Origin of the sequence: Crocosphaera sp. Alani8 (assembly GCF_038442745.1) — a bacterium.
Taxonomy (GTDB): domain Bacteria; phylum Cyanobacteriota; class Cyanobacteriia; order Cyanobacteriales; family Microcystaceae; genus Crocosphaera.
Genome location: NZ_JARVCN010000225.1, coordinates 1 through 18,605 on the forward strand (window position 1 = coordinate 1; position 18,605 = coordinate 18,605).

General features: G+C 37.1%; 15 protein-coding genes. 10 read left to right on the forward strand and 5 right to left on the reverse strand.

Annotation, left to right across the window (positions count from 1 at the left end):
- Positions 1–78: 78 nt before the first annotated feature.
- The 5 genes from P9B04_RS13560 (at position 79) to P9B04_RS13580 (ending at position 6,536) form a co-directional block, all read left to right on the forward strand.
- On the forward strand, positions 79–378 hold the full coding sequence (locus P9B04_RS13560) for a hypothetical protein (RefSeq protein WP_342055520.1): 300 nt from the start codon (positions 79–81) through the stop codon (positions 376–378).
- A 20-nt stretch (positions 379–398) separates the two neighbouring features.
- On the forward strand, positions 399–1,628 hold the full coding sequence (locus tag P9B04_RS13565; RefSeq protein ID WP_342055521.1) for a hypothetical protein: 1,230 nt from the start codon (positions 399–401) through the stop codon (positions 1,626–1,628).
- A gap of 508 nt (positions 1,629–2,136) precedes the next feature.
- Complete coding sequence (locus P9B04_RS13570) at positions 2,137–4,584, forward strand: EF-hand domain-containing protein (RefSeq protein ID WP_342055522.1); 2,448 nt, start codon at positions 2,137–2,139, stop codon at positions 4,582–4,584.
- 350 nt (positions 4,585–4,934) lie between these two features.
- A complete protein-coding gene (locus P9B04_RS13575; RefSeq protein WP_342055523.1) occupies positions 4,935–5,747 on the forward strand; it encodes a phytoene/squalene synthase family protein in 813 nt (270 codons plus the stop codon).
- 159 nt (positions 5,748–5,906) lie between these two features.
- The gene (locus tag P9B04_RS13580; protein WP_342055524.1) at positions 5,907–6,536 is read left to right on the forward strand and encodes a hypothetical protein; all 630 of its coding nucleotides are present in this window, start codon (positions 5,907–5,909) and stop codon (positions 6,534–6,536) included.
- On the opposite strand, the gene P9B04_RS13585 is transcribed toward P9B04_RS13580, so the two are convergent.
- From P9B04_RS13585 to P9B04_RS13595, 3 genes are all read right to left on the reverse strand, one after another.
- Complete coding sequence (locus P9B04_RS13585; protein WP_342055525.1) at positions 6,531–7,388, reverse strand: chromosome partitioning protein ParB; 858 nt, start codon at positions 7,386–7,388, stop codon at positions 6,531–6,533. The two genes, P9B04_RS13580 and P9B04_RS13585, sit on opposite strands and share 6 nt — an antisense overlap.
- Before the next feature lie 5 nt (positions 7,389–7,393).
- Positions 7,394–8,755 (reverse strand): AAA family ATPase, encoded by a 1,362-nt coding sequence (locus tag P9B04_RS13590; protein WP_342055526.1) that lies wholly within the window; start codon positions 8,753–8,755, stop codon positions 7,394–7,396.
- A 257-nt stretch (positions 8,756–9,012) separates the two neighbouring features.
- Positions 9,013–9,582, reverse strand: a complete 570-nt coding sequence (locus P9B04_RS13595; protein ID WP_342055527.1) for a Uma2 family endonuclease — start codon at positions 9,580–9,582, stop codon at positions 9,013–9,015.
- 288 nt (positions 9,583–9,870) lie between these two features.
- Between P9B04_RS13595 and P9B04_RS13600 the strand changes: the two genes are divergently transcribed.
- The 4 genes from P9B04_RS13600 to P9B04_RS13615 all read left to right on the forward strand — a co-directional run bounded on the left by P9B04_RS13600 (position 9,871) and on the right by P9B04_RS13615 (position 12,903).
- Positions 9,871–10,845, forward strand: a complete 975-nt coding sequence (locus P9B04_RS13600; RefSeq protein WP_342055528.1) for a metal ABC transporter substrate-binding protein — start codon at positions 9,871–9,873, stop codon at positions 10,843–10,845.
- Positions 10,846–10,881: 36 nt separating this feature from the next.
- On the forward strand, positions 10,882–11,652 hold the full coding sequence (locus P9B04_RS13605) for a metal ABC transporter ATP-binding protein (protein ID WP_342055529.1): 771 nt from the start codon (positions 10,882–10,884) through the stop codon (positions 11,650–11,652).
- 6 nt (positions 11,653–11,658) lie between these two features.
- Positions 11,659–12,552, forward strand: a complete 894-nt coding sequence (locus P9B04_RS13610) for a metal ABC transporter permease (RefSeq protein WP_342055530.1) — start codon at positions 11,659–11,661, stop codon at positions 12,550–12,552.
- A 63-nt stretch (positions 12,553–12,615) separates the two neighbouring features.
- Complete coding sequence (locus tag P9B04_RS13615) at positions 12,616–12,903, forward strand: PepSY domain-containing protein (RefSeq protein ID WP_342055531.1); 288 nt, start codon at positions 12,616–12,618, stop codon at positions 12,901–12,903.
- A 12-nt stretch (positions 12,904–12,915) separates the two neighbouring features.
- On the opposite strand, the gene P9B04_RS13620 is transcribed toward P9B04_RS13615, so the two are convergent.
- Together P9B04_RS13620 and P9B04_RS13625 are read right to left on the reverse strand one after the other, a co-directional pair.
- The gene (locus P9B04_RS13620) at positions 12,916–14,661 is read right to left on the reverse strand and encodes an ABC transporter ATP-binding protein (RefSeq protein ID WP_342055532.1); all 1,746 of its coding nucleotides are present in this window, start codon (positions 14,659–14,661) and stop codon (positions 12,916–12,918) included.
- A 159-nt stretch (positions 14,662–14,820) separates the two neighbouring features.
- On the reverse strand, positions 14,821–15,870 hold the full coding sequence (locus P9B04_RS13625) for a fatty acid desaturase (RefSeq protein ID WP_342055533.1): 1,050 nt from the start codon (positions 15,868–15,870) through the stop codon (positions 14,821–14,823).
- A 486-nt stretch (positions 15,871–16,356) separates the two neighbouring features.
- Here P9B04_RS13625 and sir point away from each other — a divergent pair, with 486 nt between their 5' ends.
- Positions 16,357–18,264 (forward strand): sulfite reductase, ferredoxin dependent, encoded by a 1,908-nt coding sequence (sir, locus tag P9B04_RS13630; protein ID WP_342055534.1) that lies wholly within the window; start codon positions 16,357–16,359, stop codon positions 18,262–18,264.
- Positions 18,265–18,605 lie beyond the last annotated feature (341 nt).

The window sequence follows — 18,605 nt, forward strand, 5'->3', positions numbered from 1 at the left end:
CGCATTAAATAGTTTCCTCCCAGTGTACCTCATGAGTATGGGAAATGCTATAAAATACCTTTCAATAGTTTATTACCTTTGGCTTTTGTTGAAAAAAATTCTAGAAGAATCTATCATCCTGTGATTTTAGATCAACCATCAAACGGATATAAATTTGTTATCCGTACGGGAGTTCACAGAACGTTTCCTAAAGTAGAAATTCGTCAAAACGGTAAAGTTATCAGTAAACTTAATCCGAGAAATGTTCCCAATAGGGGTAAAATTTCTTTTCCTTGGCAACCCCAAAATACAAACGCAGGAACCTATCAATTTTATTTAGAAGACGGGAACGGAAGATCCATAAGCTTTTCTTTTAAACATGATCCCAACTGGTTATAAACTAACTTATATAGTCTATTATGTCTGATTTTTTTGGGCGTTTAAAAATACAATTTGATAGCTGGTATGAGTCGTTAAAAACCATTAAAACCGCAGATAAATTCTTTGCTATTTTCTTATTAACTGTTTGGGTTATTATTCTTGTTAGTTATTTTATTCCGAGTAATTATATTTTCCAAGGCAACTTAATCGTTGAATCTTTAAGTTTTACCTATAATGGCAACAACGATAAACTCTTTTTACAAAATATACAAGATATTAACTCTATTGATTTTCAAGGAAAATTAGAACAACCTATTGGTTTATTCGGTAAATTTTCCATTGATAATAATCCTGAATTAGAAAATAAGTTAGCTAACATAGATACATTAACAATTGAATTACCTTTTCCTGAAAGTCGTTTTATTGTTAATCAGGGAAATGAATCAAAAACAACACAAATATCCTTAAATGAGCTACGAATAGAACCAGAAACTAATATTAACCAACTAGCTTATAATCATAAAAACAATAGCTTAGATTTTTGTTTACATTCAATAGATCATAGTTCTGACGATTGCCAATTTCCTGAAGATATTAATGAAACTCAGTCACCTATTACAATAGGTCAATTAAGATTAGAATTAGGACAAAAACCACTACAAATCCAACTAAGTCAAATTAATATAGATGAACTCAATATTAAAAGCGATCGCAATAATCCACAAGAAATAATCCTACAATTTACTCCCAATGACAATGAACCAATAAATCTAAATTTACTCTCTCCCAACCAATTATTTATCACTTTACCCAAACCCAAAGACAACAATAATTCAATGAATTGGTTTAGAAGAGACATTGACGTAAAAAATGTACAATTCAGTCGCTACGAAACCACGCAAATAGTTACCGACGAAGTTGAAATATCCACAATTTTACAGGGAGAAATACGCTTAGGAAAGAACAAAATGAAACTAGAAAAAAATCAATTTTTAATAACCAATTCACCACAATCAGCCATCAAAAAGATTAGGTCATTAAGTCTAACAAGTGATCCTAAATTACCCCAAGGAATACAAACATTTATTACAGGAGAAACTAATAGTATTGCAGTAGGACTTTATCGTGATTTTCCCGTAGAAAGTATCCAACCTAACCTACTATCAAAACATCTATCCTCAGAAGCAATTACCGCTATTATTACCTTTATCACCACCCTAACAGCAGTTTTCTTACCCCGTCTCTTCCCTGACTCCCCCGATGACTGATACTAAGTTCGCTTATATTACAAACTCAAAGAAAAATAGTCCCCATACTTCCCACCCCTCCCTGTTACTGAGCGAAGTCGAAGTACACTTCCCACACTCCCCAAACCGAGATTTTGATACACCCAATTGAAAACTGGTATCACTGCCTCCTGACTCCTGACTCCTGACTCCTAACTCCTAACTCCTAACACCGAACTCACGTAATCCTAACCATAAAATATTACAAGATGTTAACAAAAGGGGGTGTTTTGAAACATTCCCTACAAAATGACTTTTGACAATCCCCGAAGATAAAAACAGTTAGGAGTGCATCGAAATATGAATGCGATCGAATCATGAAAAAGCCGATAGACATAGCATTACTGACCGTGGTTAGAATATTAAAAGATTCTTAATTCTTTTCAAATAACCATTAAACAGAAAAAAATGTTCTAACTATTGTACTGCTACATCACTCTTACTTGTTTTGATCGCTACCTAGAAACTACAGTACAAGTTATTCAGAATTATGTTTGCGAAAGTTCCTGAACGGTATATGCACCGAGTGCGATGGGTTCTTGCATTAGGTTGGCTATTATTAATTACCTCCCTATTTTATGACCCTATCTCCCATTGGTTAACCTTACCAGAACATACCTGGAGTCCCCTCAGTATCAGTAATATTACTCCCTACGATTGTGTTTTGGTACAAGGAAAATGTCTTCCAGAGCAACCCTACGCCATTGGGGCGATTATGTTTTGGGGCTTGATTGTGCCAACAGGGGTATTTGTGTTGCTGGTTTTTGGTCACGACGCTTGGCGGCGTGTTTGTCCCCTATCTTTTATGTCCCAAATACCGAGAGCATTGGGCATCAAAAAGATGCGGAAAAAGGTTAATGCCAAAACAGGTAAAGTTCGTTATGAAATGAACAGAGTTGACCGTAATTCCTGGCTGGCAAAAAATCATCTCTACTTACAAATGGTCCTATTTTTTGTAGGGATTACAGCTAGAATTCTCTTTGTCAATTCTAATCGCATCGCCTTGGGGCTTTTCCTACTAGGAACCATTCTTTCGGCCATGGCATTTAATTATTTTTACGCAGGTAAATCCTGGTGTCAATTTATTTGTCCCATGGCCCCGGTTGAACAGGTATTTGCCGAACCCAGAGGATTACTGAACAGTAAGGCACATACAGGCGATCGCAAAGTAGTAACTCAGTCCATGTGTCGTACCGTGAGTCCGGAAGGAAAGGAACAAAGTGCTTGTGTTGCTTGTAGCACTCCCTGCATAGACATCGATGCCGAACGTTCTTACTGGGATAGCGTTACCCATCCCAAACAACAGTGGCTATATTACGCCTATGTAGGTTTAACCGTCGGTTATTTCGTCTATCCGTTTTTGTTTGCAGGAAACTGGGAATTTTTAATCTCCGCTGCCTGGGCGCACCAAGAAAATCAACTGGATACATTATTTAACCCAGGATTTTACATTTTCGGCAATCTGATTGACATTCCCAAAATAGTAGCAGTTCCCTTAACCATTGGTTTATTTGGTTTAGCTGGTTACTATCTCGGTTGCAAGATAGAAAAATTGTATAAAGCCTATTTATTTCGTAACCATAAATTGGTGAGTACAGAAGTAGTGCGTCACCGGATGTTTACCCTTTGTACCTTTTTCATCTACAACTTTTTCTTCATCTTTGGTGGTAGCAACTTTGTGCGGATGTTACCCACGCAGTTGAGATATTTGTTCCCTATTGTAATGGCAGTTTGTAGTGGTTTATGGTTATACCGTACCTGGGGCAGAAATCCTTACCTATATCAACGGGAAGGTTTAGCCACACGACTACGGCAACAACTAGCCAAACTAAAACTCAATATTTCTCAATTCCTCGATGGCAGAGCATTAGACGATCTCAACGCCGACGAAATTTATGTTCTAGCGAAAGTGCTTCCCGGTTTCGACAAAGAGAAGAAAATCGAAGCTTACAAAGGTATTCTCAAAGAATCCATCAACGAAGGATATGCTAACAGTACCAGTAGTCTTGAGATGATGCGTCAAATGCGTCTAGAACTCAATATTACCGATCAAGAACACGAACTACTGTTAACAGAGTTAGAAGTAGAAGATCCCTTCCTCGTCGATATCGAACACCAGCAAAACCACGAAGACTGGTTACGTCAGGAAAGCTATCGTCAAGCTTTACTCGACACCATCATGGAATCTTCCAAAGAACATCCCCATCAAGCGATCGTTTTAGATTTGTTTGATGTGATGACAGGGAAAAAATCCTTTGAATCCTTTGACGAGTTACTCGATAAATTATCTCCTGAGGAGTTAAAAGCAGTTGAGGCTATCCGAGAAGAATACTCCATTAGCTCTCAAGAAGAAAAAGACATCTTATTGCACTCTAATCCCCATCAATTATGGCAAACTATGGCCTATACTTTGAGTGCCATCGAACACCTTGATGCCATAGCAGAAGGAAGAATCAATCCTTCCTGTAACCTCGGGGAAATTAGCGATGAGCAGATGATATTTTATCGTCATACCTTCAGTAAGTTTGACAAAGACGGTAACGATAGTCTCTCTGCTATTGAGTTACATTCTTTATTGAGGGCGCTTGGTCGTTCCTACTCTGCTGAACGAGTACAAGTGGTGATGGATATGATCACAGGAACCCCCTACAGTAAATCTATCTCTTTTTCGGACTTTACAACTCTACTCCACCAAGAGTTAACCGAACAGTCTCACGAGGTAATGTACGAAAGATTCCGTCGTTTCGATGTGGATAATTCCGGTCATATCAATCTCGAAGAATTACGCTTATGTCTACGGGATATTGATGTCAGTTTATCCGACAGCCAAATAGAGGAAATGCTGCGGTTAGCTGATAGCAACAACGACAACGAGATCAGCTACGAGGAGTTTTGTGACCTCTTCGGACAGTTTAAAAATACTGTTCATTCTGTCTAATTCCTTTTATTTTGATTATCTCCCGACTAAAAATCGGGAGATTTTTTTTATTATTAGGTCCGCTTATTATCGTCGAGTAATATTTTTTTGTCCCCTGCTACCCCTACTCCCCCTGCCTTCTCAATGTAATTATCTACTGTTAGAGACTAAGATCGAATAGAGTATTACGGCAAATTTTGGCGAAGCATAATACAATGGACACCATCTTTATAAAAATACCGTCCTACGTTCTAACTCTCATGATAAAACCCCCAAATTCAATCTGTCAGGAACTTCACAATAGTTTAGTGGGATCTCACAGATAAGTAAGTGTATGCTAATGCTTAAAGTTGGCGTGAGGAGTGAAATTAATGAATTTACGCAATAATGCTCTAAAGACCCTTAGAGAAACGAGTCGAACCTTTTATATCCCAATTAGCCGTCTTCCTGGGAATTTACAGGATGCTGTTGCTTCAGCATACCTTTGTATGCGAGCCATCGATGAAGTGGAGGATCACCCTGATCTCGATAACTTCACCAAAGGCAAAATCTTGCGACAAATGAGCTTAAATTTACAAGCTGCCGAAGAAAAGTCAGGAACTGACGACTTTTCTGCAGGACTAGTTCCCTATAGTCATTGTTTGCCGGATGTTAGTCTGCGGTTGGGACAATGGGCAATGTTAGCCCCTGACACCATTGCCCCTCGGGTTTGGGATGCCACAGCATCTATGGCTGATCGTATGGCTTATTGGGCGGAAAATAACTGGACTATTCGCACCAAAGCCCATTTAGACCAATATACTTTCAGTGTTGCCGGCGCGGTAGGACTGTTGCTTTCAGATTTATGGGGTTGGTACGATGGGACTAAAACCAATCGGCAGCATGCCATTGGCTTTGGGAGAGGGTTACAAGCGGTTAACATTGTCCGCAACCATCGAGAAGATTTACGTCGTGGGGTGAATTTTATTCCTCAAGGGTGGAAGATTGAGGATGTTCATCAATATGCCCGTAACAACCTGAAATTAGCCGATCTCTATACCCAGTCTCTCGGCAAGGGACCGGCTTTAGATTTTTGTAAAATTCCCTTAGCCCTAGCTCACGGCACCCTAGAAGTGATGGCTTTAGGTAAAGAAAAACTGAGCCGCAGTGATGTCATAGCCTTGGTAGAACAAGTTACCCGTTAGATGAAAGGCTATCTTTAATAATTATCTTGATAAGTCTCTCTTCGGAGAGATTATTTTTTTGTTTTGATATTTTTGATTATTAATAAATAATACTAATAAAAGTTCTATCTTTTTTAGCATATTCAGAGGTTTTATATTCTAAAATAAAAAATAAAATTTATGAATAAAAATGTCTATCAATTAGACGAACAACAAAAGCAATTATGCCTTTCGTTTGTAAATAAATGGAAAAATATTCTTTTCTCAACTAAATCTCTTGATAGACAAAAGGTAAAACAAGCGGTAAATGAAGCTTATACTTATTTAAGTTTACCAAGACCAAAAATTATATTTTGTATTAGTGATAGTGATATCCTAAATTTTATCTCTCTTTCGGATTTAACTGCAGATAATTATATTAATTTATACTCTGATTTGGTGGAAATACTCAGGGATAGTATGAATTTAGGAGCAAAGATGCTCAAAGTATATTTGGAAAATCCTGGCGTTTCATCTAATTTTTTTAACCTCACCAGTCTTTTTGAGGAAATCTGCTATTCTAAAGTTTTTGAAACAATATACGATAATGAAAATAAAATTGGAACTGACTATAATTTCACTAAATTAATGGAAGTAGAATTTGGAGATATTAACGTCTGTGAATATGACTTTTTCATAGAAGGATTAAAATATGATTGTAAGCAAGCTATTTGGTATATACTAAAATCTTTAGCCCAAGAATGTCCTTATATAATTTCTCTACAAGAAACTTGTTTTGTTATTGAGAGACCAAGTGATTTAGGTCTATAAATAAGCAACTTTTTTAAGTTTTTGGTAAGTCTTTTGACCAAACTTATCAATTTTATGATCAGATTGTTCACCTCCTGTTGATTTCTTTAGATTCTCCCAAGTCAAACCTTCTTCAGAATTTCGCCAGTGCTGAATAGCTTTCCAACTTGCATTAATTTGAGTTGATTTAGTGTTCACTTTTTCCATCAAAATCTTTAGCTGTTCATAACTTTGTATATCAGCTAAACTAATTTTACTTAGTTCTAATATTTGGTCGTCAATTTTATTTTGTTGTTCTAGTAGTTTAGCTTTGGACTGTTTAAGATATTCTATGGCTTCTTTTTTACTCTTTGTTTCAGCTTCAGTTATTATACTTTCTATCTGTTTTCTCAGTAAATTTTTTAAACCTTTTGCTGTATTCATTTCCACGAAAGATTCTATTTTTTCATAGAGCTGATTAATATCTTTTTGTACAGAGTTTAACTTATTATTGTTACTACTTACTGTCAAAAAAACTTCATTGTTTAATGATTGGTCATCCTCTGCATTTTGTTTGTTTGATAAACATTTTCTAAGAAAATCAACTTGTATTTTAATCGGTTCTTCTTGTTCTTCTTCTATGACAAATGCCCCGATCATCTCACCTTTTCTTGGATCTATTTCACTTGCTTTTACTGCTGCATAGTATTCGACTTCTCCATACACTAATTCATAAGAATTAAAACCTAGCTTTTTAACGAACAGAGGATTAACAATACCTCCAGATTCTAAGATGATGTTAGCTAACCTATTAATAATATTTTCACAGTCTTGAATTTCAGCATAAGGAACAGAACACTTAATAGTATCAACATCTACTAAGAAAAAATCCACAATAATTAACCTCCAATTTTTTCCGAAACTTCAATAGCTAACGATTCAAATTCAGACGCAGATGTATTTGCAGAAGAAACATTATCTGCATATTTAAAGATTGATTTAGGTGCGGGTATTTCTAATTCTCCTACTGTTATAGTTTGATTAATACATTGAGATAAAGGCATTCTTTCAGAAATTATATTTTCCATTATAGGAAAATTGTAACGATCAGAAATAACTTGTCTTTGTTGAGGAAATCTGTACTGAAGGTATTTATGATGAGTAGAAATTTTAGAAGGTAAAACACCCATAATTTTTATCGGAGGTTTACGTAAATTTTCTCGATTATCATTAATAGGTCCTTCTAAAAAGTTTTTTACGCTGGATAAACCTTGATTAGAAAATGGTTTTAAATCAGAAGGAATAATAATATAATCAGAAGCAGTTAAAGCTGACTCTGCGTATAAATCTAAAGAAGGAGGAGTGTCAATAATAACAATATCGTATTCTTCTTTAACCAATTCTAATTTGTTAACTAATTGCGAACGACTTGCTGCAAATCTTGCTAAATCAGTTTGTTTATCAATTAGCATAATATGTGAAGGTATAACGTCAATTTCTTGTTGATTAAATCCTTCAGAAGTTCTAACAATGTCGGGTATTTTGGGTAGTTTGCTTTCTAATAAATGAAAGACATTTTTATCTTTTAAATCATCATCATCGTCAAACTGAAATTTAATTAAACCAGTAGCAAAAGTTGTGTTTGCTTGAGCATCAATGTCAATCAATAATACTCGCTTTCCTTGGTTACTAAAAGCTGCAGCTAAATTAGTAGCAACGGTGGTTTTTCCGACACCACCTTTATGATGATAAACAGCAATAACTTTCATGGATTTTTTAGTTGACTCCTTAATAGATGATTGAGAAACCTTGGGAACAGAAAGTGATTTATTAGTAGCTATTTGACCTCTTAAACTCTCTTTTCCAATTAAAGAATTGATTTTGTTGAGATTGTTGGCAACATTTTCACCTTGACAACAAAAGATAAATTTTAACTTATCTTGATATCGTTGATAAATTCGGAATTCTTTTCCATTAGTTAATACCCCATAAAAACTTTTAGTTTTCATCAAATATTGTTCTAAACGACGCGCATGATGATCTAAATTTTCTTGAGGATGTTTCGCTTCAATGACGACACAAGAAGAAAAATTCTTCATTTTTTCAACTGCAACGGTTAAAAAATCTAAGCGGATATTCTCATAAATAACTTCTTGGTACCAATCACCAGAACAATAACCCAATTTTGGGAGCAAATATTGAACAATTAGCTTACTTTCTACTTCCCTTTCATTACGACAAGATCGAGGATTAAATTCCAATGTTTTATTTCCTCAAAAATATAGAGGATAAAATTAGATAAAAAAGGTTTGGGAACAACGAGTTAAAAGTAAAATCGATGACTCTTAAATACACTATATTTATTATCCCTAAGTATGTACTGATTAGAAAACAGTACGATTACTAAATTTCAAAATAAAATCTTGGTTGTAATTTATAACTTAAGTAAAATTACTGTCTCAATTGTAAAAATAGGTTAATTTTATCTTTTTAAGTATTTTTTAGGCAGATTATCAACTTAATTGAATACGACATCTTCATAAATGTCTATCAAAGAAATCTCAAAGTTTAAACTTTTTAGTAAGAAATTCTGGTTTTTTTCGTGATAAACTTCTAAAACCCATAAACCTTGCTTGTTTATTCTAAAACACTCAACTCGCTTTAGTTTACTATTAATTAAAACATATTCTTCTAGGCTTTCTAAATTTTGATAATCAATAAACTTATCTCCTCTATCAAATGCTTCTGTAGAGTCAGATAAAACTTCAATGATTAATTTTGGATAACATTTATAATTGTTAGTTTCTTGATCTCTTTGATCGCAAGTTACCAAAACATCAGGATAGTAAAAGCGATTAAGGTCTTCTAATCTTACTTTCATATCACTAATATAGACTCGACAATTTGAGCCTCGTACATGATTTCGCAACAAAGAAGCAATATTAAGGGCAATAGTAACATGAGTATCGGATGCACCAGCCATTGCGTAAATTTCTCCTGCTATATATTCATGTTTAATTTCCTGTTCTTTTTCCCATTCAAGATATTCTTCGGGAGTCAGAGGCGAAGATTTAGATATAGCAACCATAGGACTACAATCAAATACTTAATAAGTTTATTATAACCAAAAGTAAGGAGATAATTATTATTTTAATAACCTTAAAAGAGATTAATTATTTAATATTTGTAAGTGTTCAGCTATCAGCCATCAGCTGAAAAACATCAATCCCTATCATCTACTGTGAGTGAGATTAAACGAATGCTGAACGCTGACTGGGAAGTATCATTGGTTAAGTTTTTTCAGTAATTATGAAATAACTATGATAGAATTATGATACGATTGTGAGAAGCCATTATAATTTTTGAACCAATATATATGTTCTATTTACGAAGCATTGTTCTAACGCTTAGTTTAATGTTAGGAGTAGGGTTGGTTGGTTGTACCTCTGATGAAGTCGCCGATCCTTCCAATCAAGCAGACAACAGCCAAACTAGAGAATTAGCCGCCGATAATCAAGGAAAAAAGAAAGTATTAACCACTTTCACGGTTCTAGCAGACATCGCTCAAAACGTAGCAGGGGATAAGTTAGACGTACAATCAATTACTCGTATTGGTGCAGAAATTCACGGTTATGAGCCAACCCCTAGCGATATTACTAAAGCACAGAATGCTGACCTAATCTTATATAATGGCATGAATTTGGAGCGTTGGTATGAGCAATTTTTAGGTAGTGTTGAGGACGTACCTTCAGTATTGTTGACAGAAGGGATAGAACCTATCCCTATTGCAGAAGGTCCCTACGCAGATAAACCCAACCCCCACGCTTGGATGTCTCCCAAGAATGCTTTAGTTTATGTAGAAAATATTCGTAAAGCTTTTGTAGAACTCGATCCCGACAACGCAGATACTTACAACGCTAATGCGGCTGCCTATAGCGAGAAGTTGAAAGCCATTGATGAAGAATTACAAAGTGATCTGCAAAAAGTACCCGAAAATCAGAGATATTTAGTTAGTTGTGAAGGTGCATTCTCTTATTTAGCCCGTGATTACAATCTAAAAGAAATTTATATGTGGCCCATTAATGCAGAACAACAGTTTACTCCCAAACAAGTCAAAACTGTGATTGATAAGGTAAAAACCAACAAAGTTCCTACCATTTTTTGCGAAAGTACCGTCAGCGACGAAGGACAAAAACAAGTAGCCAAAACTACTGGATCGCGCTTTGGGGGAAACCTTTATGTTGACTCCCTTTCCACCGAAGAAGGACCAGTCCCCACCTTTCTAGACTTACTAGAATACGACGCGCGGGTTATCTCCAACGGTTTACTAGCTGGAAGTAAAGCGCAATAGTTTCTCTTTGATGCAAACCATTTAAGAATTAAAATCATGTCAACAACTACCCCATCCCTGAACATTACGGTAGATAACCTTAGTGTTACCTACAACAACGCGAAACTCGCCTTGTATAACGCCAGTTGTACCGTAGAAGCTGGTTCCATTACCGCTTTAGTCGGTCCCAATGGTTCCGGTAAGTCCACTTTGTTTAGATCGATCATGGGGTTTTTATCCCCCAGTCAAGGGCAAGTTTTGGTGGGGGGATCTCCAGTCAAAAAAGCCCAGAAACGCCAGTGGATGGCTTATGTACCCCAAGCAGACGAAGTAGATTGGGACTTCCCTGTCAGTGTGTTTGATGTGGTAATGATGGGACGTTATGGTTACATGAACCTATTACGCATTCCCACTGCTAAAGATAAAAGACTGGTGATGGAAAGCTTAGAAAGAGTTGGTATGACGGAGTTTCGTCATCATCAGATCGGGGAACTATCTGGAGGACAGAAAAAACGGGCTTTTTTAGCTAGGGCCCTAGCGCAACAAGGTAAAGTCATTTTGCTAGATGAACCCTTTACCGGAGTAGATGTGAAGACAGAAAAACGTATTATCGATCTGATGATACAACTGCGAGAAGAAGGCCATACCATCCTAGTTTCCACTCACGATCTAATGTCCATTTCTACCTTTTGCGATCGCACCATTCTCCTTAACGGTACTATTTTAGCCTCTGGAGTTACGGAAGAAACCTTTACAGAGGAAAACCTAGAGGTGACTTTTGGTGGTTTACCTGTGGCTAACTTTGAGCAGATAATGGATAGAAGATAGTTTAGAATGCAGCAGATATCAATTTTAACTAATATTTTGAACTGGTTTACGGAACCGTTGCAATACGGATTTTTAGTACAAGCTATCTGGGTTAGTGCCTTTGTGGGTTTAGTTTGTGCGGTACTTTCTTGTTACATTACCCTCAAAGGTTGGTCACTGATGGGGGACGCTATTTCTCATGCAGTTGTACCAGGGGTAGTGATCGCTTATGCTATGAATATACCTTTTGCCATCGGGGCTTTTGTTTTTGGTTTTGGGGCAACTGTTGCCATTGGCTATATTAAGTCTAATACTAGACTTAAAGAAGATGCAGTCATTGGTATTGTTTTTACAGGATTTTTTGCTTTTGGATTAGTTATTGTCACAAAAATCCCTAGCAATATTGATTTGTTTCATATTCTTTTTGGCAATGTTTTAGGTATTTCTCGAGGGGATATTATTCAAACCTTAATGGCAGGAATTCTTACTTTAGTTGTTATTTTATTACGACGGAAAGATTTACTCTTGTTTTGTTTTGATCCTAACCATGCTCAAGCTATTGGTTTAAATACTCAGATGATGTATTATACCCTGCTTTCTGTGTTAGCTTTAACCATCGTCGCTGCCTTACAAACAGCCGGCATTATTTTAGTTATTTCCATGTTAGTAACCCCTGGTTCCATTGGTTATTTATTGAGTGATCGCTTTGATCAGATGTTAATTATTTCGGTGATCAGTAGCGTATTTTCCTGTATTTTTGGAACCTATATCAGCTATCATCTGGATGTTTCCACAGGAGGAAGTATCGTAGTTTCCTTAACATTATTATTTGTCATTGCCATGATTTTTGCTCCTAAGTATGGTGTCGTTGCTCAACAATTGAGAAAAGGCACTAATAAAGGTTTACAAGAATTTCTCTAACATCCTCAACAGATAATCAATAGTGCTATACACCTAAAATTATTTGAGTTTTTTAATTAAGTAATGAAACTAATCAATCAGTTCAGAAAATGGCATCGTAACCTAGCTCCTATTATAATGCTTCCTTTGGTAATTACTGTGTCTACAGGAGTAATTTATCGTCTTTCTAAAGACTGGTTTGGACTATCAAGGGATCAAGTACATTTTTTAATGAGTATTCACGAAGGAGAGTATTTAGGACACACTTTAGAACCTTTTTATGTACTTTTTAATGGTTTGGGTGTTATTTGGATGTTAGTAACAGGAGGGGTGATGGTATTTCAAAACTTAAAAAGAAGTTTTAAAAGTTAGCTTAACTTCTGTTTAACCGACAGTTTCTTCTAGTTGATGTTGCTGCCATAAACGTTGATAAAGACCAGATTGATTAACTAATTGTTCGTGGGTTCCTGTCTGTACTATTTGTCCATAATTCATCACAAAAATGCGATCTGTTTGGGCAGCGGCAGAAAGTTGATGAGAGATGAAAATAATAGTTTTTTGTCTTCCTTGAGAAAGACTTTTGAGGATATTAGTAGCTGTTTTATTGTCCACACTAGATAAAGCATCGTCCAATATTAAAACGGAAGAATCCATTAATAATGCTCTTGCTAATGCAGTACGTTGTCTTTGCCCTCCGGATAAAGTAATTCCTCTTTCCCCTACTGTGGTTGCATACTGTTGAGGGAAATTTAAAATTTCGCTGTGAATTTCCGCCTGTTTAGCTGTAGTTTCTACCTCAAATTGTTCTTTCAGGGGGTCACCATAACGCAGATTATTGAGGATAGTGGTACTAAATAAAAAGCTATCTTGAGGAACATAAGCTATAGCTTTCCGTAAAGTGTTCAAATCTAATTGTGTTATGTCATAACTATCAATAAAAAGTTGTTCTGGAGCAATATCTAATAAATGAGGAAGACTATTAGCTAAAGTTGTTTTTCCAGAACCAATAGGACCGACAATAGCAACAATTTCTCCTGGTTCAACAACAAAATTAATGTGTTTCAGGGCTGGTTTTTGCTCTCCTGGATAAGTGTAAGTCAAATTTTGTGCCGTAATTTGTCCTTCTATAGATGCTAGGGATGGAGAAATACTATTAACCGAGTTTTGAATTTTTGACTCTGCTTGAAAGATTGCTTCTACTCGATCAACACTCACTTCTCCTTGCTGATAAGCTGTAATAGTAAATCCTAGTAAAGCAGTAGGAAAAACTAATCTTTCTACTAAAATGAGCAAAGCGACAAAATCCCCGATACTGATGATACCTTGATTAATAGCTGAAGTACCAAACCCTAACAGTAATAAAAGACTAATATAAGACAGTCCCTGGATTAAAGGGAACAAAAAGTTGCGAGTTTTTGCTAGTTTTAAGTTTGAGCGAAGAAGCTCTCTATTCTTATCAGCAAACGCCTGTTTTTCATTTTCTTCTTGAGCATAAATTTTAATTAAAGCAATACCACTCATATCTTCTTGAATGAGTTGACTGATATCAGATAGTTTTGCTTGTACTTCTAATTGTTCTTGCTGTAATTTTGTGCTAAATATTTGTACAGTAATTAACATAAACGGATACACCGCTACAGCGATTAAACTCAGACGTACATTAATGGCCAACATTGCAGGAAGGGTTAAACCGTAGGCAAAAATTGTGTTCGCTACACTGAGTAAGGCAAACCCCACCAAACGACGAATATTGTCCACGTCGCTAGTAGCACGGTTAATTAGGTCTCCCGATGTGTTTCTAGCAAAATAAGCCGGTTCTAGGGTCAATAAATGCTCAAATATACCTTGTTTAAGGTTGAACTCCACATCCCGTCCGATGCCAAAAATCCAGAGACGGGACAACATCCGAATTCCCCAGGAAAGAGAAGCTAAAATTACTATGAGGATAACAACCCCTAGTATTTCCTCAAAGGCAAATGATTGTCTCAAATTATCCACACTGTCTCTAATAACAAGGGGAATATAGACTCCCAACCCATTTACCACAAATAAGGCAATCATTCCTAAAGTAACATTACGCTTGTGGGGACGGAGATACCTGGCCAGTTGTCGGAGTCTTGAAAGTGCCATAAAGCAAATAATCTATATTTTGGGGAGAGGATAGGGAACGCTAACTAGAACTTGAGTATTTTCTTAATTTGCTTATCATATCTTAACAATAAAAAAGAATCGCCGAAGGTCAACGATTCTTAAAAAGCGTTTAAATTAAGTATCTGAGGTGAGAAAAGATTATTTCTTACTCTGATAATATGCTTGAAAACTTTGATAGTATGTCTCGGGGTGATAGAGATGACACTGAGATGTAATGTCGTTCATTAGGGGCCAGGAGAAGCTTAATTCACACAAATATTTGCCCCAATTTTCTTTTAAACTTTGATGAGCTAGTCTTAAATTATAGCTAGGTATTCCCGTAGAAATATGGTGGGGAATATGGACGTTGATATCATGACACAAAATCTCTACCCAACGAGGATAGTCACAGTGAACCGTACCACATAATTGAGCTTCTGCTTCGTTCCAGTCTGCTTCTTTTTTAAAGGGAATGTTAGGAACAGTGTGATGAACTATAGTAAAGGTACTCATCCAAAAATGGAATACCAACCAAGGTAATAACCAAAATTTAATTACACCCCAGACTCCTAGTGTAGCGAAGGCAATGGGGAAAACAATCGCAGCAGCAACAATTACTACCAAAGCAGAAAAGCGAATTTGTTCCCGTTCTTTTCCTTCAAATTTAGTCCAGTCGAAGTGAATTTTAGCCCAATGTACCACAGAAGCAAACCACCACAAACGACCTCTTAACTGCCGGTATCCCCACTTTTCAAAAGCAGAAAAAGTTTCATAAAATTCTGGCATGAAGGGGTCCCAAGCGTTATCAACATCTAACTTATTAGTATGCTTGTGATGATGATTGTGGAGAATACGCCAACCGTGGAAGGGATAAAACAGAGGTAAAAAAATAGCATGACCCACAAAATCGTTAATGCGATTTTGATTAGAAAAAGAACGATGACCACAATCATGGCCAATGACAAATAATCCTGTCATTGCTGTTCCTGTAAATACCCATAAAATAGGGAACAAGTACCAGGGAGAAACCGCCAAAGCAGCCCATCCTAAAGCGACCATAGAAACCGTGAGGATAACTGTAAACCAAGCTTTACGAGGATTTTTAACAAAGACCTCTTTTGGTAGGGTTTTAATAATGTCCCTTAACCGAATATTCTCATCTAGTGGAGGAGAAACTGACGGTTGAGACTGAGTGAGCAATGTTGTCATGAATAACTTAACGATAGTACAAAGTGTCAAAAAGAGAATAAGTTATAGGAGTTTTTAGCTTGTAATTACTTACAATTACCTAAAGAATCCAAAAGACGGGTTAAAAAAGGTAAAATTTTCTGTAACCCAACCTTAATAGTTATATCACATTACCAGGTATATTAAGGAGCTAATCTGAAAAAAAGAAATGCACCCATAACTAATAAGTTTTTGATTCGGGTTAAATTAGTTTCTAGAATATGAGTTTTAAATATTTATTTAAATGTAAATTTTATAGGTATTAAAGTTTGTTTTTTGGTAAAAAAGACTGAGACAACAATAATTAATTAGAAAAAAGACTGAAACAATACTTATAGATAAAATACCTGTCACATTTTTTAAAGAGTCAAAGACCCTCAAAACAGTTAAAATAGAAAAAGCTACTCATGATCTGACTGAGGAATATAAAAAAAAGCCAGATTAGTACCGCATATATTATCTATTGCAATGGTCAAAACTCCCATTTCACCTGCCCAAAAAGTTTCCAAACTAGAGAGCATTAAAGAACACAGCAACTTTTTAAGAGAGCCTCTTGCAACCGAGTTATTACAAGATACTAACCGTTTTAGTCAAGATGCTATTCAAATACTCAAGTTTCACGGTTCCTATCAACAATATAATCGAGATAAAAGAGCCAAGGGACAAGAAAAAGACTACCGTATGATGTTGCGAACTCGAAACCCTGGGGGGTTTATTTCAGCGCAACTCTACTCAACAATCGATCGTCTCAGCGACGAATACGGAAACAATACCCTGCGAGTTACCACCCGACAAGGACTACAAATTCACGGTATCCTCAAGAAAAATCTAAAATCATCTATTGCCGCTATTGTCAAGAGCATGGGGTCAACCCTGGGAGCTTGTGGGGATATCAACCGTAACGTCATGGCACCCCCCGCCCCCCTTAAAAATCGCCCTGACTACGGATATGCTTGGGAATACGCCGATAAAATAGCCGATCTCTTGCGACCCCAAAGTAACGCTTATTACGAAATTTGGCTAGATGGGGAAAAAGCTATCAGTGTCGAAGAAGATCCAGAAGTAACCGCAGCCCGTCAACGAAATCTCAATGGCACTAACTTTGAAGAGGGGGAAGAACCCCTTTATGGGCAACATTATATGCCCCGTAAATTCAAGTGTAGCGTCACTGTTCCGGGAGATAACTCCATCGATCTCTACACCCACGATGTCAGCTTAGTGGTGATCACCGACGACAGTGGGGAATTATTAGGCTTTAATGTCCTGACCGGTGGGGGCATGGGGCGCACCCACAACAACGAGGCCACCTTTCCCAGATTAGCCGATCCCCTGGGATATGTAGCCAAAGAAGATGTATTCGATTTAATGAAAGCCATTTTAGCCACCCAACGGGACTACGGCGATCGCTTTCAACGTCGTCACGCTCGTATGAAATACCTCATCGAAGACTGGGGAATCGATACATTTAGAACAAAAGTAGAAATGTATCTAGGCAAAGCCCTAGAACCCTTTAAACCCCTTCCACCTTGGCAATATAAAGATTTCCTCGGTTGGCACGAACAAGGGGACGGTAAACTATTTTTGGGTCTTTCCATCGAAAATGGTCGCATCAAAGACGAGGGAGATTTTCGACTCAAAACTGCCCTGCAAAAGATTACCAGAGAATACGCCCTGCCTCTGCGTCTAACCGCTAATCATAACGTGATCCTCTATGAAATTGACCCAGGGGATAAACAGGGTATCAACAACATTTTAGACCACTGCGGCATTGTCAGCGATCCCCAAAAAATAGACTCATTGACCCGTTATTCTATGGCTTGTCCTGCTTTACCCACCTGCGGATTAGCTGTAACCGAATCAGAACGGGCATTACCAGGTATTTTAGAGCGCATTCAAGGGGTTTTGACCCGCGTGGGTTTAGAAGGAGAAGAAATCGTTATCAGAATGACCGGCTGCCCCAACGGTTGCGCCCGTCCCTACATGGCCGAATTAGGCTTTGTCGGCAGCGCACCGGGAATGTATCAAGTATGGTTAGGGGGAGATGCTAACCAAACCCAACTGGCTGAACCCTATATCCAGAAATTACCGGACCCAGATCTCGAAAGCTTTTTAGAACCCTTATTTGTTTATTTCAAGCAAGAACAAAAAGATCAAGAGAGTTTTGGGCAATTTTGTCAAAGAGTGGGTTTTGATGCCTTGAGAACCTTCTCAGACAGTTACACCCCACCAAAACCCCGTCGCATTCGTAAAAATCAACATCGAGTTAGCGTCCCTGATGCTATGTTTGCCCGTCTCAAACAAGCCTCCCAGGACGAAAAACGACCCATGAATCAGATTGTAGAACAAGCCCTAGAAGCCTATTTTGGCAAGGAGTAAATCCTCGGGTAACTTGGGGGAAATATGGCTAGGTATACCGATATCTTGCACCAGTATAGAAAAACTCAAATTAGTAAGCACTCAGCAGTTAGGGTTCAGCATTCGTTTAATCTTACTCAGAGTAGATGATATGGATTGACCTTTTTCAGCTGATGGCTGATAGCTGAACGCTTACAAACTAGCCAGTTTTATCGAAAGTGCAAGATGTGAGTACACCGACTTTTAAGAATTATCCCATCCAGCCCCCCATTTCTTCTACTAGAAGTCGGCGATCGTAAAAATCCGAATAGTTAAGACAGTTGCTCCTCACTGTATCTAACCTCGTCTAAAATGACACGAGA